The organism is Rhodoferax sp. (assembly GCF_037143375.1).
Lineage (GTDB): Bacteria > Pseudomonadota > Gammaproteobacteria > Burkholderiales > Burkholderiaceae_C > Rhodoferax.
On sequence record NZ_JBAWYV010000015.1, the window covers coordinates 15,027 to 34,613 of the forward strand.

At 55.2% G+C, this 19,587-nt stretch carries 19 protein-coding genes; 1 reads left to right on the plus strand and 18 read right to left on the minus strand.

What is annotated here, in order from left to right:
- Positions 1–14: 14 nt before the first annotated feature.
- Positions 15–488 (plus strand): YhbY family RNA-binding protein, encoded by a 474-nt coding sequence (locus WCG50_RS04275; protein ID WP_336898332.1) that lies wholly within the window; start codon positions 15–17, stop codon positions 486–488.
- On the opposite strand, the gene WCG50_RS04280 is transcribed toward WCG50_RS04275, so the two are convergent.
- The 18 genes from WCG50_RS04280 to pyrH form a co-directional block, all read right to left on the minus strand.
- A complete protein-coding gene (locus tag WCG50_RS04280) occupies positions 479–952 on the minus strand; it encodes a DUF4149 domain-containing protein (protein WP_336898333.1) in 474 nt (157 codons plus the stop codon). The genes WCG50_RS04275 and WCG50_RS04280 overlap by 10 nt on opposite strands.
- Complete coding sequence (gene greA / locus WCG50_RS04285) at positions 924–1,400, minus strand: transcription elongation factor GreA (RefSeq protein ID WP_336898334.1); 477 nt, start codon at positions 1,398–1,400, stop codon at positions 924–926. The genes WCG50_RS04280 and greA overlap by 29 nt, the downstream gene beginning before the upstream one ends.
- 162 nt (positions 1,401–1,562) lie before the next feature.
- Positions 1,563–4,838, minus strand: coding sequence for a carbamoyl-phosphate synthase large subunit (carB, locus tag WCG50_RS04290; protein ID WP_336898335.1), 3,276 nt, complete (start codon positions 4,836–4,838; stop codon positions 1,563–1,565).
- A complete protein-coding gene (carA, locus tag WCG50_RS04295) occupies positions 4,831–6,024 on the minus strand; it encodes a glutamine-hydrolyzing carbamoyl-phosphate synthase small subunit (RefSeq protein WP_336898336.1) in 1,194 nt (397 codons plus the stop codon). Before carA ends, carB begins: the two co-directional genes overlap by 8 nt.
- A 183-nt stretch (positions 6,025–6,207) precedes the next feature.
- Positions 6,208–7,002, minus strand: a complete 795-nt coding sequence (locus tag WCG50_RS04300; RefSeq protein WP_336898337.1) for an RNA methyltransferase — start codon at positions 7,000–7,002, stop codon at positions 6,208–6,210.
- Complete coding sequence (rnhB, locus tag WCG50_RS04305) at positions 6,999–7,658, minus strand: ribonuclease HII (RefSeq protein ID WP_336898338.1); 660 nt, start codon at positions 7,656–7,658, stop codon at positions 6,999–7,001. Before rnhB ends, WCG50_RS04300 begins: the two co-directional genes overlap by 4 nt.
- Positions 7,630–8,763, minus strand: coding sequence for a lipid-A-disaccharide synthase (gene lpxB, locus WCG50_RS04310; RefSeq protein ID WP_336898358.1), 1,134 nt, complete (start codon positions 8,761–8,763; stop codon positions 7,630–7,632). Before lpxB ends, rnhB begins: the two co-directional genes overlap by 29 nt.
- Positions 8,764–8,776: 13 nt before the next feature.
- On the minus strand, positions 8,777–9,571 hold the full coding sequence (gene lpxA / locus WCG50_RS04315) for an acyl-ACP--UDP-N-acetylglucosamine O-acyltransferase (protein WP_336898339.1): 795 nt from the start codon (positions 9,569–9,571) through the stop codon (positions 8,777–8,779).
- 10 nt (positions 9,572–9,581) lie between these two features.
- Positions 9,582–10,022: a 3-hydroxyacyl-ACP dehydratase FabZ gene (fabZ, locus tag WCG50_RS04320; RefSeq protein WP_336898340.1), complete on the minus strand. Its 441-nt coding sequence runs from the start codon at positions 10,020–10,022 to the stop codon at positions 9,582–9,584.
- A gap of 73 nt (positions 10,023–10,095) precedes the next feature.
- Complete coding sequence (gene lpxD, locus WCG50_RS04325; RefSeq protein ID WP_336898341.1) at positions 10,096–11,070, minus strand: UDP-3-O-(3-hydroxymyristoyl)glucosamine N-acyltransferase; 975 nt, start codon at positions 11,068–11,070, stop codon at positions 10,096–10,098.
- Positions 11,071–11,092: 22 nt separating this feature from the next.
- Positions 11,093–11,611 (minus strand): OmpH family outer membrane protein, encoded by a 519-nt coding sequence (locus WCG50_RS04330; RefSeq protein WP_336898342.1) that lies wholly within the window; start codon positions 11,609–11,611, stop codon positions 11,093–11,095.
- Positions 11,611–13,902: an outer membrane protein assembly factor BamA gene (gene bamA / locus WCG50_RS04335; protein WP_336898343.1), complete on the minus strand. Its 2,292-nt coding sequence runs from the start codon at positions 13,900–13,902 to the stop codon at positions 11,611–11,613. The genes WCG50_RS04330 and bamA overlap by 1 nt, the downstream gene beginning before the upstream one ends.
- 48 nt (positions 13,903–13,950) lie before the next feature.
- Complete coding sequence (gene rseP, locus WCG50_RS04340) at positions 13,951–15,312, minus strand: RIP metalloprotease RseP (RefSeq protein WP_336898344.1); 1,362 nt, start codon at positions 15,310–15,312, stop codon at positions 13,951–13,953.
- A gap of 36 nt (positions 15,313–15,348) precedes the next feature.
- The gene (gene ispC / locus WCG50_RS04345) at positions 15,349–16,563 is read right to left on the minus strand and encodes a 1-deoxy-D-xylulose-5-phosphate reductoisomerase (RefSeq protein ID WP_336898359.1); all 1,215 of its coding nucleotides are present in this window, start codon (positions 16,561–16,563) and stop codon (positions 15,349–15,351) included.
- A gap of 5 nt (positions 16,564–16,568) precedes the next feature.
- Positions 16,569–17,414, minus strand: a complete 846-nt coding sequence (locus tag WCG50_RS04350) for a phosphatidate cytidylyltransferase (RefSeq protein ID WP_336898345.1) — start codon at positions 17,412–17,414, stop codon at positions 16,569–16,571.
- Positions 17,415–17,423: 9 nt separating this feature from the next.
- Positions 17,424–18,155: a polyprenyl diphosphate synthase gene (uppS, locus tag WCG50_RS04355; RefSeq protein ID WP_336898346.1), complete on the minus strand. Its 732-nt coding sequence runs from the start codon at positions 18,153–18,155 to the stop codon at positions 17,424–17,426.
- An 18-nt stretch (positions 18,156–18,173) separates the two neighbouring features.
- Positions 18,174–18,734, minus strand: a complete 561-nt coding sequence (gene frr, locus WCG50_RS04360; protein ID WP_336898347.1) for a ribosome recycling factor — start codon at positions 18,732–18,734, stop codon at positions 18,174–18,176.
- Between the two features lie 61 nt (positions 18,735–18,795).
- Positions 18,796–19,518 carry a UMP kinase gene (gene pyrH, locus WCG50_RS04365; protein WP_336898348.1) on the minus strand — a complete coding sequence of 241 codons (723 nt, stop codon included), beginning with the start codon at positions 19,516–19,518 and terminating at the stop codon, positions 18,796–18,798.
- Positions 19,519–19,587 lie beyond the last annotated feature (69 nt).

The window sequence follows — 19,587 nt, forward strand, 5'->3', positions numbered from 1 at the left end:
CCGATAATACCGGCATGCCTCAAATTCAATTGACCCCTGCCCAACGCAAAGAACATCGCTCCGAAGCCCATCATCTTGACCCCGTCGTCATGGTGGGTGGCGATGGTCTCACCGCCAACGTTAAAAAGGAAGCTGATGCTGCCTTGAACGCCCACGGACTCATCAAAGTTCGTGTTTTTTCCGATGATCGCGCTGCGCGTGAAGCCATGTTTCAGACGCTGGCCGACGAACTCAACGCCGCGCCGATTCAACACATTGGCAAACTGCTGGTGCTCTGGCGTCCCATGCCCGAGCGCGAAAAAACCGTTGACGAAGACCGCATGGCCGGTCCGCGCGACATCAAAGTGCTGAAATACAGCAAGCGTGGCGGCCAACGTCCTGAAGTCAAAACCCTGCGCGTGCTGGGCAACCAACGCCTCACTGCGGGTGGCTCTGTCAAGCGCTCCAAGCCCAAGCAAATCAGCATCAAAAAACAGAGTCAAACCTGATGGTTTGCGGGACTGGTCAAGCGCTGGCTCGGTCCCGATAATTTCCAAAATGTTGTTGCAGAACATACCCACTGCAGCACATACATCCCGCTGCCAACACTGTGCCACAGCCTTAAATTTTCGCGTGCCACGATTCTGGGCGCCACGGCAAATTCTGCCAGCAGTGCCAGCAACATCCCCGTCACTATAAAAATAATAGCTGCTTGCGCATGCTGGACGGGGGCTTCAGCCTGATTCGGTCTAGAAAGCATGAGCAGCAAGAGACCACACACACAAGACACCCAGGTTTGAGCCGAAAACAGTTTGGCAGCCATCCCCCCCGCCATCGACGGGGTTGGCAAATGCACAAACAACATCGGCACCACCCAAAACCCGATCGTTGTCAAACTGACCCACCACAGCGCGGCCAGTGCAATCGAGAAGCGGGTATTGAAATTAGACGTAGCTAACCTGCACGACTTCATAAGTTTTGACACCACCCGGTGCTCTGACCTCGACCGAGTCACCTTCAAGACGACCGATCAGGGCGCGTGCAATTGGGCTGCCAATATTGACCAAGCCCAGTTTGATGTCAGCCTCGTCTTCTCCGACGATCTGATAGGTCATCAAATCACCTGATGCTTCGTCTTCGAGCTTGACCGTGGCACCAAAAACCACCCGGCCATCAGCATCCAGTTCGGCAGGATCAATGATCTGGCACACCGACAGCTTGCCTTCGACTTCCTGAATACGGCCTTCAATGAAGCCCTGGCGGTCTTTGGCGACTTCGTACTCGGCGTTTTCGCTCAAGTCACCCTGTGCGCGGGCCTCAGCAATGGCGTTGATGACCCAGGGGCGATCAACTGTTTTGAGCTTGTGCAACTCGGCTTTGAGCTTTGCAGCGCCGCGCTTGGTGATGGGAATGGTAGCCACTTACTGCTCCGATGAAATAGTGAATATCGTGTGAAACAGACCGCAGATACTGCGCAAGCAAATCAAGCCCTGTCCCCAACTGTTGATGAAAAAAGATACCGCCGAGCGTTGCCGCCTGACGGTATCTAATAGACGGATTATGCCGTGAATGTCAGCGCAGAATCAACCAGCGGCCAACTGAGCATGCATTTCCTGAATAGAAATAACGTCCAGATGGTCGATGTGCGGCATACCCTGAACCGCCGCCTCGGCACCGGCAATGGTCGTGAACGTGGTGACCCGCGCCAGCAAGGCTGAGGTGCGGATTTGCCGCGAATCAGCAATCGCGTTGCGCCGCTCTTCCACCGTATTGATGACCAGCGAAATCTCGTTGTTCTTGAGCATGTCAACAATGTGCGGACGGCCTTCAGTGACCTTGTTCACCACAGCGCAAGGTACGCCTGAAGCGTTCATGGCAGCCGCGGTTCCTTTGGTGGCCGACACGTTGAAACCCATTGCCGTCAACGCACGCGCCACTTCAATCGCACGTGGTTTGTCGTTGTTTTTGACCGAGATAAACACCTTGCCGGTGGACTCACCGGTGGCCGTGAACGGCTTTGGCAACTTGGTGCCCGCGCCCATTTGTGACTTCACAAAGGCTTCGCCAAAGGTCTTGCCAACGCCCATCACTTCGCCGGTGGATTTCATCTCGGGGCCGAGAATGGTGTCCACACCGGGGAACTTGACGAACGGGAAAACCGCTTCTTTCACGCTGAAATACGGTGGCGTGATTTCGCGGCCAATACCTTGCGAGGCCAGCGACTGCCCTACCATGCAACGTGCTGCGACCTTGGCCAGCTGGATACCGGTCGCTTTGGACACAAAAGGCACGGTCCGTGAGGCACGCGGGTTAACTTCGAGCACAAAAATAACGTCTTTGCCATCCAGATTCTGAATCGCAAACTGCACATTCATCAGGCCCACCACGTTCAGGGCTTGCGCCATGGCCGCGGTCTGGCGTTTGATCTCGGTGACGGTTTCGGCACACAGGCTGTAGGGCGGCAGCGAACAAGCGGAGTCGCCGCTGTGCACGCCAGCTTGTTCAATGTGCTCCATCACGCCACCAATAAAGGTAGCACCGGGCGCACCGTTGAGGCCCGCGTCACGAATGCAATCGACATCGCACTCGATGGCATCGTTCAAAAAGCGGTCTAGCAGCACCGGCGAGTCATGGCTAACCTTGACGGCTTCGCGCATATAACGCTCCAGGTCACGTTGCTCGTGCACGATTTCCATTGCACGACCGCCCAGCACGTAGCTGGGGCGAACCACTAGCGGGTAACCCAAAGCGGCGGCTTTTTCGAGCGCTTCGGGCTCGGTGCGGGCGGTGGCATTGGGCGGCTGGCGCAAGCCCAGCTCATGCAACAGCTTTTGGAAGCGCTCGCGGTCTTCGGCGGCGTCAATCATGTCAGGCGAGGTGCCGATGATGGGCACGCCGTTGGCTTCCAGATCAAGGGCCAGCTTCAAAGGCGTTTGCCCGCCATACTGAACAATCACACCGTAAGGCTTTTCCTTGTCCACGATTTCGAGCACGTCTTCGAGCGTGAGCGGCTCAAAATAGAGTCGGTCGGAGGTGTCGTAATCGGTCGAAACGGTTTCAGGATTGCAGTTGACCATGATGGTCTCGTAGCCATCCTCGCGCATCGCCAAGGCGGCGTGAACGCAGCAGTAATCAAACTCGATGCCCTGCCCGATGCGGTTGGGACCACCGCCCAGCACCATGATTTTTTTCTTGTCGGTGGGTGCCGCTTCGCACTCAGAGCCTTCTGACTCGTAGGTCGAATACAAATAGGCGGTGTTGGTCGCAAACTCGGCCGCACAGGTGTCCACCCGTTTGTAGACCGGGCGAACGCCCAACGCAATCCGTTTCTGGCGAATGGCGGTGTCGGTGGTCTTGAGTTGCTTGGCCAGACGGCGATCGGAGAAACCTTTTTGTTTAAGCGCACGCAAGGTGGTCGCATCAATCGCATCGAGCGTGGTGGTTTCAAGTTCGAGTTCGATCTTGACGATCTGCTCGATTTGAACCAAAAACCAACGGTCGATCTTGGTCAGCGCAAACACTTCGTCCACACTCCAACCCGCCGCAAAGGCGTCGCCCACATACCAGATGCGTTCAGGACCGGGCTCGCCCAGCTCTTTTTCCAGCAACTCTCGGTCTTGTGTTTTTTCGTTCATGCCGTCGACACCAACTTCGAGGCCGCGCAAGGCTTTCTGGAACGACTCCTGGAAAGTGCGACCAATCGCCATCACCTCACCGACCGATTTCATTTGAGTCGTCAGACGACTGTCGGCAGTAGGAAATTTTTCGAAGGCAAAACGAGGAATTTTGGTGACCACGTAATCGATGCTGGGCTCGAAACTGGCGGGCGTCAAGCCACCCGTGATGTCGTTGCGGAGTTCGTCCAGCGTGTAACCCACAGCCAGTTTGGCAGCGACCTTGGCAATCGGGAATCCCGTGGCCTTGGAGGCCAGTGCCGAGGAGCGCGAAACACGCGGATTCATCTCGATCACCACCATACGCCCGTCTTCGGGGTTGATGGAAAACTGGACGTTGGAGCCACCGGTGTCCACGCCAATTTCGCGCAGCACGGCCAGCGACGCATCGCGCAGAATCTGGTATTCCTTGTCGGTCAGGGTTTGCGCCGGGGCCACGGTGATGGAGTCGCCGGTGTGAACGCCCATCGGGTCCAAGTTTTCAATCGAACAAACGATGATGCAGTTGTCGGCGGTGTCGCGCACCACTTCCATCTCGTACTCTTTCCACCCCAGGAGCGACTCTTCAATCAGCAACTCGTTGGTGGGCGAGGCTTCCAGACCGCGCTTGCAGATCACCTCAAACTCTTCCGAGTTGTAGGCAATGCCGCCACCAGTGCCGCCGAGCGTGAAACTGGGGCGAATAACGGTGGGGAAACCCAGCGTCTTTTGCACGGTCCAGGCTTCTTCCATGGTGTGCGCAATGCCGGAGCGGGCGGAACCCAGACCAATTTTGGTCATGGCGTCTTTGAACTTGAGGCGGTCTTCGGCCTTGTCGATGGCCTCGGGGCTGGCGCCAATGAGCTCGACCTTGTATTTCTCCAACACGCCGTTGTGCCACAAATCAAGGGCGCAATTCAACGCAGTTTGGCCACCCATGGTGGGCAAAATCGCATCGGGACGCTCTTTGGCGATGATCTTCTCGACCGTCTGCCAGGTGATGGGCTCAATGTAGGTGACGTCGGCGGTGGCCGGGTCGGTCATGATCGTGGCCGGGTTGCTGTTGATCAGGATGACTTTGTAACCCTCTTCGCGCAGCGCTTTACAGGCTTGCACGCCAGAGTAATCAAACTCGCAGGCCTGACCGATGATGATCGGGCCGGCGCCAATGATGAGGATGGATTTAAGGTCTGTGCGCTTAGGCATTTTTGCGGGTCTCCATCAGCGCGGTGAAGCGGTCAAACAAATAGGCGATATCAGCTGGGCCTGGCGAGGCTTCAGGGTGGCCCTGGAAGCAAAACGCCGGCTTGTCGGTGCGGGCCAAGCCTTGCAGCGTGCCGTCAAACAGACTGACATGGGTCGGGCGCAAGTTGGCAGGCAGCGTTTTCTCGTCCACGGCAAAACCGTGGTTCTGGCTGGTGATGCTGACGCGGCCGGTGTCGAGGTCTTTCACCGGGTGGTTGGCGCCGTGGTGACCAAACTTCATCTTGAAGGTTTTGGCGCCACTGGCCAGTGCCATGATCTGGTGACCCAGGCAAATGCCGAAGGTGGGAATGCCGGATTCAATCAATTCGGCTGCTGCGGCAATGGCGTAGTCGCAAGGCTGGGGATCGCCGGGGCCATTGCTCAAAAAGAGGCCATCAGGATTGAGTTTGAGCACTTCGGCGGCAGGGGTCTGCGCGGGCACCACGGTAACGCGGCAACCGCGCTCGGCCAACATGCGCAAAATATTGAACTTAACCCCAAAGTCGTAAGCCACCACATGAAACCGGGGACTCGTTTGCTCACCGTAACCTGGCTTGCCACCGAGTTGCGGATAGGCTAACTTCCATTCGGTCTGCGTCCACTCATAAGCTGACTTGGAAGTCACCACTTTGGCCAAATCTGTGCCGGCCATATTGGGAGCCGCTTTTGCCAGGGCCAAGGCCTTGTCTTTGGCCGCTTGCGTGATGGGTTCACCAACAGCCAAGGCCAAAATGCAGCCATTTTGCGCACCGTGAGTACGCAAGTGGCGTGTCAGTTGGCGGGTATCGAGGTTGGCAATCGCGACTGTTTTTTGTTGCACCAAATACTCGGGCAAGGTCATGTTGGCGCGGAAATTGGACATCACCAGCGGCACGTCCTTAACGATCAGGCCGGCGGCATGCACCTTGGCGGCTTCGACGTCTTGGGTGTTAACGCCATAGTTGCCGATGTGCGGGTAGGTGAGTGTGACGATTTGCTGGCAGTAGCTCGGGTCTGTGAGAATTTCCTGGTAGCCGGTCATGGCGGTGTTGAACACCACCTCACCAACTGTGGAGCCGGGGGCTCCGATGGAATTTCCTACAAACACCGTGCCGTCTGCGAGCGCCAGAATGGCGGGGGGGAATGATCCCTGTAAAGACAAAAGCACTGGGTTCTCCGGAAGGGTTTTCGGGTACGCCCAATTGCGCTCAAGAGACCACTCTTGGCATGCGACTTGAAGGGGATTGGCTTGAGACAGCGCTAGGCGTACGGGGTGCGGTAAAGCGCCCAATTATAGCCGAGGGGCATTTACCCCAAGGTGTATCCAGACATCAAGATCGACCGGGCGATGTTACGCCAGCAAAAAAGCCGATGCACTGGCGTGCAGGCAAATAGCGGCAGCAGCCGCCACATTCAAGGACTCTTCGCCGCCGGGCTGGGCTATTCGCACGTGCAAGTGAGCCAGTGCTTCAAGCTCGGCACTGACGCCCTGCCCTTCGTGCCCCAACGCCCAGGCACACGGTGATGGCAGCTCTTTGTTTTGCAGCGCCTGGTGCAAAAACGAACCCCGGTGCGAACTGGTGACCAAAATCGGCACTGCCAGCTGGGCGACATCAGCGAGGTCAAGTCCCTCGACCAGATGCAAGCCCCAATGCGCGCCCATCCCCGAGCGAAGCACTTTGGGACTCCACAACGCGGCCGTTCCCTTGAGGGCAATGATCTGCTTAAAACCAAAGGCCGAAGCACTGCGCAGGATCGAGCCTACGTTACCCGCATCCTGCACGCGATCCAAAATAACAGAGGCCATTTGGGTTTGCAGCACGTCTGCCGTTGGCAAATCGAACACAAAACCCATGCTGGCAGGCGACTCCAGGCCGCTGATGTCGTGAAACATCGCGTCTGAAATTACTATGTTTTTAATAGCTGCTTGCGCATACTGGACGGGGGCTAGAGGCCAAAAAGACTCTGAATAAACACCAATGGCAGGTTGCACGCCGCGCACCAGTGCAGCGCGGCACAGGTGGTCGCCTTCGGCCCAAAAACGGCCTTGCTTGCGGTAGGCCGTGTTGTCTTGCGCCAAACGACGCAGGTCTTTTAAAAAAGCATTGTCACGCGAAGTGATGTGCTGAACTGGCGGTGCGGTCATCGCGCCACCTCGGCCAAGACCTCGGTGACGGGGCGGAAGGTTTTGCGGTGCTCGGGGCAAGCCCCATGCTCTCGCAAGGCCGCCAGATGTTGCGCGGTGCCATAGCCTTTGTGCTGGGCAAAACCGTACTGCGGAAACTGCACATCGTAGTCAGCACACCAGCGGTCACGGTGCACCTTGGCCAGAATACTGGCGGCCGAAATGGCGGGCACCAGCGCATCGCCTTTGACAATCGCCTCGGCCCGCATGGTCAAAATCGGCAATCGATTGCCATCCACCAGCACCAGTTTGGGCTTGAGTCGCAAGCCCTCAACCGCCCGGCGCATGGCGAGCAGCGTGGCTTGCAGGATGTTGAGTCGCTCGATTTCTTCAACACTGGCCTGACCGATGGAGCAGCACAAGGCTTTGGCGCGAATTTCATCAAACAGCTTTTCGCGGCGCAACGCCGTCAGCACCTTGGAATCAGCCAGGCCCTGAATGGGATTCAACTCATCCAGAATCACGGCGGCAGCAACCACGGGGCCTGCCAACGGGCCGCGACCAGCCTCGTCCACACCCGCCATCAGACCGGTGATGTCCCACTTGAGAGCGGCTTGCTTGAAGGCAGCCTGGCGACTGGCGGCTTGATCAGCCTTGGAGAACTTGCTGGAGGGCATAGGCGGCTAATTGTGGGGTGTCGCGCTGCAATTCGGTATGCAGCGCGTTAAATTTTTGTTCGAGGGCTGCTATTTTTTCAGGCGCCTGCGTTTTGGCATCAAGCCAATTGAGAACAGCATCGGCCAGCGCTTGGGCCGTGGCGTCGTCTTGCAACAGTTCGGGCACCACGAAATCCCGGCACAGAATATTGGGTAATCCGACCCAGGGTTGCAGTTTTTTTCGCCGCATGATTTGCCACGACAGCCAACCCATGCGGTAGGCAATCACCATCGGGCGCTTGAACAAGGCGGCCTCCAGCGTGGCGGTGCCGCTGGCAATCAACGCCACATCGCAAGCAGCCAAAACCGTGTGCGACTGCCCTTCAATAATTTGAATATGCTCTGACATCCCGCTGGCCCTGGCTGCTTTTTCGATCTCGGCCTTCAGGGCTGGAATCGCAGGCACTATAAATTTAGTAGCTGCTTGCGCTTGCTGCATAAGGGCTGCAGCCTGAAAGAACCTTAAAGCCAGGTGTTGAATCTCGGATTTTCGACTGCCCGGCAAAATGGCAACCACGAGGTCTTCAGCGTTCAGCCCGAGCTTGGCACGCGCCTGCGCCCGGTCTGGCACCATCGGAATCACGTTCGCCAACGGGTGCCCGACATAAGTCGATTGAATGCCGTGTTGTGCCAGCAAAGCGGGCTCAAACGGAAAAATGCACAGCACATGGTCGACACTACGGCGAATTTTTTCAACCCGCTCCGGCCGCCAGGCCCAAATGGAGGGCGACACAAAATGCACGGTCTTGATGCCCTGCGCTTTAAGATCGGCTTCAAGATCGAGGTTGAAATCAGGCGCGTCAACGCCGATAAACACATCCGGGCGTTGCGCTAACAATCGGGTCTTGAGTTGTGCACGGATGCCGACAATTTCGCGGTAGCGCCGCAGCACTTCCCAACCATAACCGTGGACCGACAATTTATCGTGCGGCCACCAGGCCTCAAAGCCGCGCCGGGCCATCTGCGGTCCGCCAATACCAGCCGCAGTCACATCCGGCCAACGGTCTTGAATGCCGTCCAGCAGCAAGCCCGCGAGCAAGTCGCCCGAGGCTTCGCCTGCCACCATGCCGACTTTCATCTCAGCGTACGATGCCGCGCTGAGGTGATGACTGCTCTAAAAACGAGAGCATCATCTCAACGTCTGGCGATGCTTCTGGGGTTTTATCTACCAGTTCAGCAATGCGCTCACGGGCTACCTGAAGCGTTAAATCATCCCGGTACAGCGCCTTGTGCATGGCCTTGACGGCCGACACCCGCTCGGGCGAAAAACCACGCCGACGCAAGCCCTCATAGTTCATGGAGCGCGCCTGTGCTGGCTGTCCCTGGCACATGACAAACGGCGGCAAATCAGCAAACAGCAGCGTGCACATCGCCGTCATGCTGTGGGCGCCAATCTTCACAAACTGGTGTACCACCGTAAAACCACCCAAAATTGCCCAATCACCCACATGAACGTGGCCAGCCAATTGGGAGTTATTGGCAAAAATAGTGTTGTTGCCGACCACGCAATCGTGGGCCAGATGAACGTAGGCCATCAACCAGTTGTCGTCGCCGACCTTCGTCACGCCCGTGTCGCCGGGCGAGCCGATATTAAAAGTGCAAAACTCACGGATGACGTTGCGGTCACCAATAATCAGTTCGCACGGTTCGCCGGCATATTTTTTATCTTGCGGAATGGCACCCAAGGAGTTGAACTGAAAAATCCGGTTGTCGCGCCCAATAGTGGTGTGGCCTTCAATCACACAATGCGGACCAATGGTGGTGCCCGCACCCACTTTGACATGGGGACCAATCAGGGTGTAGGGGCCCACCGTCACCGAACTGTCAAGCTCGGCAGCGGGGTCAATAATGGCGGTGGCGTGGATAAAAGTCACCCGACAATCCTTACTTGATGTTGCGCATGGCGCAAGTCAACTCGGCCTCGACCGCGAGTTCATCGCCCACCAGGGCGCGTCCCTTGAACTTGAAGATACCGGCCTTCATGCGCAGCAGTTCGACTTCAAGAATCAACTGGTCACCCGGTTCCACCGGACGCTTGAAACGAGCGCCGTCTATACCGGCAAAGTAATAAACCATTTCGTCGCTGGGCGAGGTTCCCAACGCATCAAACGCCAGCAAGGCCGCCGCTTGCGCCAGAGCTTCCAGCATGAGCACGCCCGGCATGACGGGGCGGTGCGGAAAATGTCCCACAAAAAAGGGCTCGTTGATGGTGACGTTTTTTAAGGCCTTGATTGATTTTCCCTTTTCGATCTCCAGCACGCGGTCAACCAGCAAAAATGGATAACGGTGAGGGAGTTGCTTGAGAATTTGGTGGATGTCCATCATGATATTTTTGTTTTCTGGTTAATTGGAGGCTGACCTTGCACATCGGGTGCGCAAAGAAGTACCCTTTTAGGTTTCAAAGTTTTAACTGGGCTTCCAACGCGCGAATGCGGTCACGCAAACTGTGAAGCTGCTTCAGCGAGGCAGCATTTTTTTCCCAAGACGCATTGTCGTCAATCGGAAACATGCCGGTGTAATGGCCGGGCTTGCCAATGGAGCGTGTCACCACCGACGCGGCAGAAATATTGACGCCATCGGCCAGCGAAAGATGACCGAGCACCACCGCGCCACCACCAATGGTGCAATGGGCACCAATGGTGGCGCTACCTGCCACGCCAGCACATCCTGCCATGGCTGTATGTTTTCCGACATGCACGTTGTGGCCAATTTGGATGAGATTGTCGAGTTTGACACCGTCTTCAATCACCGTGTCTTGCAAAGCGCCACGGTCGATGCAGGTGTTGGCGCCAATTTCGACATCATTGCCAATCCGAACGGCACCGAGTTGCTCGATCTTTTCCCACGCACCCGCGTTGGGTGCAAAACCAAAACCATCGGCACCAACCACCACACCGGAATGCAACAGGCAACGGTCGCCCACCACGCAGTTCTCACCGATGGTGACCCGTGATTTGAGTTCTGTTTCAGCCCCTATTCGAGCGCCCGACTCGATCACGCACAAGGCCCCAATGCGGGCCGACGGGTGAACAAACGCCAAAGGATCAATCACGGCACTCGGGTGAATCAAGGCTTGTACAGACCGGGGAAGGTGTTTTTTCCAGAGCTGCGTGACCCGCGCAAAGTAAAGATAAGGTTGATCCGACACGATGCAGACACCCCGCAACTGCGCTGCGGCTTGCATCTGCGGACTCACGATCACGCAAGCTGCTTGAGACGCGGCCAGTTGATTCTGGTATTTGGGATGACTGAGAAAGCTTAACTGCCGAGGGTTTGCCTGTTCAAGTGGCGCCAAGCCGTCAAGCTCAAGGGCTGGATCACCATGCAACTCACCCCCAAGGGCTTCGACAATAAAACCAAGACTTAAGCTCACACGTCACACGCCAGAAAAGCGATTACTTAACGCTGCCTGAGTTCAAAACTTTAATGACCTTGTCAGTGATGTCGTGTTTTGGATTGACATACACCGCTTCTTGCAGCACCAGGTCATACTTTTCAGACTCAGCCACTTGCTTCACGACCTTGTTGGCACGCTCAAGCACTTGTTGCAGTTCTTCATTTTTTCTGGAATTCAGGTCTTCCTGAAACTCGCGGCGCTTGCGCTGAAAGTCGCGGTCTTGTTCGACCAATTGTTTTTGGCGGCTGACGCGCTGGGCCTCTGGCAACGTGGGTGCTTCACGCTCGAACTTGTCAGCCATGGTTTTCAAGGTGGTACCAAGATCCACCAGTTCTTTTTCACGCTTGGAAAACTCTTGCTCCAGCTTGACCTGAGCCGCCTTGGCGGTACTGGCTTCTTTGAAAATTCGGTCGGTGCTGACAAACCCGATACGAAACTCTTGCGCTTGAACTTGCGCAGACACCAGCAGACCACCCAGGCAAATACTGGCACCGCAAAGACGTAAAAAGTGTTTCATTAGAAAGAGGTTCCGATTTGAAATTGCATGGTTTGTATTTTATCGCCATCAAACTTGACGATAGGCTTGGCAAAGGCGAGGCGCAAAGGGCCTACTGGAGATATCCAGCTGATACCGACGCCGGTTGAGGCACGCAAGCTGCCCGCGTCCGCATTGAACGCATCAGGCCCCGATACGCTACCGGCATCGAGGAAAGCGTACATACGTAACGTTCGGTCATTGCCGGCGCCAGGGAACGGGCTCAGTATTTCAGCATTCAGGTTGACTTTTCGGGTTCCACCCATGACGGTTCCAAGGGAGTCCTGGGGACCGAGGCTACCTTGTTCAAAGCCACGAACCGAACCCAAACCACCCCCATAGAAATTCTTGAAAACCGGGTAAGGTCGGTCTCCGGATGCCACGCCCCAGCCCACCTCGCCATTAAAGGCAGCTGTAAACTGTTTGTTAATCGGGATAAATTCCTGGTACTGGTAAGTGGCGCGAACATAGCGAACATCACCGGCTACTGACCATTCTGCGTTCGCGCGTTGGTAGCGACCCGAGTTTGGCGACATCGCGCTGTCGCGACGATCACGTGACCACCCCACGGACAAAGGGATCGCCGTACTGCTATAGCCAAACTGGTCCGCGTATATTTGATATGACGTTGGCAATGCTGTGCCAGGAACAATCTTCGTACCCTCAACGCCGGCACCAAAATAGACCGTGTCCGTTTCTGTAAATGGCACCCCAAACCGCAGACTACCGCCAGTGGTCTCAAGTTGGTAATAACTCTGATCCTGGTACGGACTGGTGGTGCGGTGGTAAACGTCAATCGTGCGCGAGATACCGTCAGGCGTGAAATAAGGATCGGTGGTGTTAAAAACAATCGCGCGATTAATTTTGCTGGTATTGACCTGCACGCCCAAGGAGTTGCCCGAGCCAAACGCATTGTCCTGCTTCAGACCAAACGAAAGTCCAAGTCCATCGCCACTCGAAAAACCAGCGCCCAAACTCAAGCTACCGGTTGGTTTTTCAGAGACATTCAAAGTCAGGTCAACCTGATCAGGCGAGCCGGGGACTTCTTGGGTTTCGATGCCCACGTCTTTGAAGTAACCCAAGCGGTCAACCCGGTCGCGCGACAAGCGGATTTTGTCGCCGTCATACCATGAGGCCTCAAACTGACGAAACTCGCGGCGCACCACCACATCACGCGTGCGGTTGTTGCCTGCCACATTAATTTTGCGAACATAAGCACGGCGAGAAGGGTCGGCTTGCAAAACCAAAGCCACACGGTTGTTGGCGCGGTCAATTTCAGGACGTGCTTCCACCCGTGCAAAAGCAAAACCAAAATTACCAAAATAATCAGTGAACGCCTTGGTGGTCTTGGCTACTTCGTCAGCGTTGTATGCCTGACCAGGACGAATCGTCACCAGCGACTTGAACTCATCGTCTTTACCCAGGAAGTTGCCTTCCAGCTTGACCCCACTGACCACAAAACGCTCACCTTCGGTGATGTTGATGGTGATAGCGATATCGGTTTTGTTTGGCAGTATCGCGACCTGAGTGGACTCCACCTTGAATTCAAGATAGCCACGTGTCAAATAGTAGGACCGCATTGTTTCAATGTCGGCATTGAGCTTGGCGCGTGAATAACGATCGGACTTGGTGTACCAACTCATCCAGCCACCGGTATCCAGATCAAACAGGCCACGCACCGTCGACTCGCTGAAGACTTGATTGCCAACGATACGGATTTCGCTGATCTTGGCTGAATCGCCTTCCACCACCGTGAAAGTCAGATTGACCCGATTGCGCTCAATTGGCGTGACGGTGGTCACGACTTCAGCCGCGTAAAGGCTGCGGTTGATGTACTGGCGCTTCAACTCCTGCTCAGCGCGGTCAAGCTGCGCCTTGTCAAAGGGTCTGCCATCAGCGAGACCCACATCACGCAAAGCTTTTTTAAGGACGTCTTTGTCAAACTCTTTGGTGCCGACAAACTCCACCTCAGCCACAGTGGGACGCTCTTCAACAATGATCACCAATACATCGCCACTCACCTCAATGCGTACATCCTTGAAAAGTCCGAGTCCAAACAAGGTACGGATCGCAGAAGAACCTTTGTCGTCGTTGTAAACATCCCCAACACGCACCGGCAGTGTGACGAAAACAGTGCCAGGCTCAACGCGCTGCAGGCCTTCAATACGAATATCACGCACGGTAAAAGGGGTAACTGCCCACGACGTGCTGGCAGCAAACAGAAGTGACGCCACAGCTGAAACTGAGCGCAATCTAAAACGATTAATTTGCATTTTTAGTAGTAAGAAGTCAAGCAGATGTTGAGGATCAACACCTGTTATTTAGCTAAACAAACGGGTGATATCGTTAAACAGAGCAATTGCCATCATGACCAAAAGGATCGCAATACCCCCGCGTTGCAAGTGCTCCATCCAAGTATCTGAGACGGGTTTTCCCGTGAGCCCCTCCCAAAGATAATACATCAGGTGACCACCGTCCAAAACCGGCAACGGCAGCAAGTTTAAAACACCCAAACTCACACTGATCAGGGCTAAAAACAGCAGGTATTGCGTCATACCCATACCCGCTGACTTGCCCGCGTAGTCGGCAATCGTCAAAGGACCGCTCAAGTTTTTCAAGGACGACTCGCCGATGACCATTTTCCCCATCATCTTGAGCGTCAGCATCGACACATCCCAGGTGTGTTTCATGCCGCGCCATAAGCCGTCCAGAGGACCATAACGGACCATCACCAGTTCAGGCATGGCACCCACATAGGCGCCAATTTTCCCCACCATCAAGTCTCCCTCTTGCCGAACTTCGGGTTTGACCAGAATGTCGAGATACGCCCCGGCACGGTTGATTTTCCAGATGGATTCGACTGCGTCACCGTTCAGGACAGAAGCCCGAATCAACTGGCGCAATTGTTGACCATCCACGACGCGCACTGAACCCACCTGATGCACCACATCGCCCTGTTTCAAGCCCGCTTTGTCTGCCGCCGCGCCTACCGTGACTTCACCCATGATGGGGCGACTGTAAGGCCCTAAAACACCAATCTTTTTGAACAAGTCGGTGTTCGCCTCGCTGGCGTCCAATTGAGCGAGCTTTAACAAAACGGTTGACGTGGAAACGCTACCGAACTGGCTTAACTCCATGCGAACATCTCGCCCTTCGAGCGCACCGCGCGTCAGCGTCCAGTGAACATCTTCAAACGAATCAACGTCTTGCAGGTCATCACCTTCAAAACCAATACGCTGTATTTTTTCGCCACCAGTCAAACCGGCATGCGCAGCAATGGACCCCAGCGCAGGACTGGCCAAGACTGCGGCGGGAAGTTGCACGCCACTCCAGTTAACCACCGCATAGAGCAGCACCGCCAACAGCAAATTAGCGACCGGCCCTGCAGCAACAATCGCCACGCGCGAGCGCAAAGGTTGGGTATTGAAAGCAAGATGCCGCTCTTCTTCTGGTACCGGTGCCTCGCGCTCGTCGAGCATCTTCACGAAACCACCCACCGGAAAAGCAGCCAGCACAAATTCGGTCGACGAGCCCTTGATCTTCCAGCGAAACAGGGGTTTGCCGAAACCGATTGAAAACCGCAGAACCTTGACACCACACGCGACTGCCACACGGTAATGGCCATACTCATGGACGGCAATCAGCAGTCCCAACGCAAGTACAAAAGCAGCAAGGGTCAGCATGAATTACCTGGATTTCCGTTGACCGAACGGGTCTTGTTAACGTCCCACACGGCGCACCACCTGCTGAGCAGCCTCTCTGGAAAGCGTATCAAGTTCGAGTAAATCTTCCAGCGACTGCGGAGGGGTTGTGACCACTGAGGCCAGTGTTTCAAGATTGACAACATGGATCTGGTCAAAACGAATTTGTCGATCCAGGAACGCCGCCACGGCCACCTCATTGGCCGCATTCAACACGGCGGTCGAACCCGAGGGCGCTTTCAAAACCGACCAGGCCAACTTCAAACCAGGAAAGCGCTGCTCGTGTCCATTTGAATCAATGGCCTCGAATGTCATGTCAGCCATTGACCTGAAATTTAGGGCGGAGGCGCCCGACACCATGCGATCGGGCCATGAAAGGCCGTAGGCAATGGGAACTTTCATGTCGGGCGTGCCCAATTGCGCCACCACCGAGTTGTCTTTGTACTGCACCATGGAGTGAATAACGCTTTGCGGGTGAATCACCACCTCGATTTGTTCAGGCGTCACGTCAAACAGAAAACGAGCCTCGATTACCTCAAGTGCTTTGTTCATCATGGTGGCGGAATCCACCGATATCTTGCGCCCCATTACCCAGTTGGGATGCGCACAGGCCTGCTCGGGCGTGACATCACGCAGCGACTCTGGCGCTCTTTGCCGAAATGGGCCGCCCGAAGCGGTGAGAATAATCTTGTCAATCTGACTGGCCCAAGCTTTCGAATCATCGGGAAGCGACTGAAAAACGGCCGAATGTTCGCTGTCAATCGGCAGTAACTTGGCGCCGCCCTGCACCACCGCCTGCATGAAATAATCGCCGCCAACAACCAGCGCTTCCTTGTTGGCCAACAGCAAACGCTTGCCAGCACTCGCCGCACCCAAACAAGACGCCAGTCCAGCCGCCCCAACAATAGCGGCCATCACAGCATCCACCAAGTCGTGCGATGCGATCATGGTGATGGCATCAGCACCCCAAAGTACCCGCGTCGTTAAACCGAGGTCGAGACATTTTTGCTCCAGCGCACGACCATGGGGCTCACTGGCCATCACTGCAAAGGCGGGCTTGAACTGTACGCATTGGCGCAACATCAAGTCAATCTGCGTTGAAGCGCTCAAGGCGAAGACGTCAAACCGATCGGGATGACGCGCAATCACATCAAGCGTACTGACGCCAATAGAACCCGTCGAACCCAATATGGCAATGCGTTTTTTTACTTGGTTTGTCAATTCATTCACCATCGATTTCACAGACTGTAAAGCATCATGGCCAACGGCAGCGCCGGCAGCAATGCGTCTACGCGGTCCAGAACGCCACCATGACCGGGAAGCAGGCCGCTGCTGTCCTTTACACCGGCACTGCGTTTGACAAGCGACTCAAACAAATCACCCACCACGCTCATCGCCGCCATAAAAACGACGGCAATCAGCAAAAACCAGGCGCCTTTTTGGCCGATATGGGTGTAAAAACTGGGAACCGGCGCGAGCCATGTGGCGTCGGCCCAACGCCAGACAAATGCGAGCGTCACAACGCCAGCCATACCACCCCAAACACCTTCCCAACTTTTGCCAGGACTTATGCTGGGCGCCAGTTTGCTGCTGGTAAAGCGACCGCCGAATGCACGGCCGGCAAAGTAGGCAAAAATATCTGCCACCCAGACCAGCACCAGGATGGACAGCAAAAATTGTGTCCCAATGACCCGTGCCTGCGCCACTGCTAACCAGGTGAGCACCAAGGCAATGAGCCCGGCCATCAGTCGAATCACGCGAGGGTGACTCGACCAGGCGGCCACACCACTTCGCAATACCCATGCACCCGCGAGCACCCATATTGAACCCGCCATAAGCCACAGCATCGGGAGCGATTGCTCAAGCAATCCCAATTGCCACAAGCTGGCACAGACGACAACAGATACAAAGCCTGAAAGCAAGGAGGTGACGGAACCATAGCCGTTGAGTCGCGCCCACTCCCAAGCGCCGGCAGCAATCATGACCAAGGCAATGGCACAAAAAGGCGCGGGAGAGTGGTAAAACAACGCCGGCAACAAAATAAGCAACAAGACGATGGCCGTGATGACGCGCTGTTTTAACATCTGCTTACCTCAAACAAGTGGGGGATTGTTGGCCTGCGCAACCAGTTGATCGGACGTCTTGCCGAAACGTCTTTCGCGCTGACTAAAGGCCGTAATGGCTTGATCAAGCGCTGTTTCATCAAAGTCAGGCCAAAGATGGTCGCTGAAGAAAAACTCGGAATAGGCCGATTGCCAAAGCAAAAAGTTGCTGATGCGCTGCTCGCCGCCTGTGCGAATAACCAGATCAGGATCAGGCACATGGGCCAACGCCATGGCATTATTCAAATTTTGCTCGGTCGCGGGTTGCCCTAAATCTGCCAACTTGGCCACTGCCTGAACAATATCCCAGCGTCCACCGTAGTTGAAACAAACATTCAAGATCAACCGCGAATTACCAGCGGTTGCCGACTCGGCCTGCTCTATGCCTTCGATAACCTTTTTTGACAGATTGGCGCGTTCACCCACAAAACACAAGCGAACCCCATCGGCATTGAGTTCTGGCACTTCTCTGCCGAGCGCCACAGCAAAGAGGTTCATTAAACCGGAAACTTCTTCAGCCGGGCGGTTCCAATTTTCTGACGAAAAAGCAAACACCGTGAGTACACCAACACCACGGCTTTCACATGCTTTGGCACATCGGCGAAGCGAGTCAACCCCTTTTTTATGTCCTACGAGCCGCGGAAGAAATCTTTTGGATGCCCAGCGGCCATTGCCATCCATCACGATGGCAATATGGTGCGGAACCACGCTAGCAAAAGTCATGACAAACGTGCAATGACGTTAAACCGCCATGATGTCGTGTTCTTTGGCCGCAACGAGTTGGTCAATGGCAATGATGTGCCGATCGGTCGTTTTCTGGATGTCTGACTCTGTTCGTTTTTGGTCATCTTCTGAGGCCAGCTTGTCCTTAACGGCCTTTTTGACAGACTCATTCGCATCGCGCCGCAGATTACGCACCGCTATCTTGGCACTTTCACCTTCGTTGCGAACTATTTTTGTAAGTTCTTTGCGGCGCTCTTCCGACATAGCGGGCATCGGGACGCGAATCAAATCGCCCATCGATGAGGGATTAAGACCCAAATCGCTGTCGCGAATGGCTTTTTCAATCTTGGCGCCCATGCCTTTTTCCCAAGGCTGGACACTGACCGTGCGCGAATCGAGTAACGAAACATTGGCAACCTGACTAATCGGCACCAAGGAACCGTAGTAATCAACCTGAACCGAGTCAAGCAGCGCAGGGTTGGCGCGACCCGTACGAATTTTGGTCAGGTTATTCTTGAACGCAACAATGGACTGATCCATTTTGGCTTCTACGGTATTTTTTATGTCTGTAATCGGCATGTTTTATTTCCTAACTTGACTGTTCAATCGGCACTATTGAAGCGCCGTGATTTTGACACGATCAGGCGTAGACCAAGGTGCCTTCATCTTCACCCATCACCACGCGCTTGAGAGCACCGTGCTTGAAGATGGAGAAGACTTTGACCGGCAGCTTTTGGTCACGGCACAAGGCAAACGCGGTGGCATCCATGATGCCCAGGTTTTGCGACATGGCATCGTCAAATGAAATTTTGCTGTAACGAGTGGCCAAGGGGTCTTTTTTGGGATCAGCCGTGTACACGCCATCGACTTTGGTGGCCTTAAGCACAATTTCGGCACCAATTTCAGCACCGCGCAAAGCGGCTGCGGTATCGGTCGTAAAAAAAGGATTGCCGGTTCCAGCGGCGAAGATTACCACCTTGCCCTCTTCGAGGTATTGCAAGGCTTTAGGGCGAACATAGGGCTCTACCACCTGCTCAATGGCAATCGCGGACATCACACGTGCAACCAAGCCAGCCTTATTCATGGCGTCACCCAAAGCAAGTGCATTCATGACGGTTGCCAGCATGCCCATGTAGTCCGCAGTGGCCCGATCCATGCCTACTGACCCACCTGCGACGCCACGGAAAATATTACCGCCACCAATGACAACAGCCACCTCTACGCCCAACCGGGTCACCTCGGCCACCTCTTGCACCATGCGAACGATGGTGTCACGGTTGATACCGAACTGATCGTCCCCCATCAAAGCCTCGCCTGACAGCTTGAGCAATATGCGCTTGTAGGCTGGTTTAGCGATGGTCATGTGGGACTCCTTGATATGGTGAATATTGAATGGGATTGATCCAAATTCAGGGCGAGTAACTCGATCTGA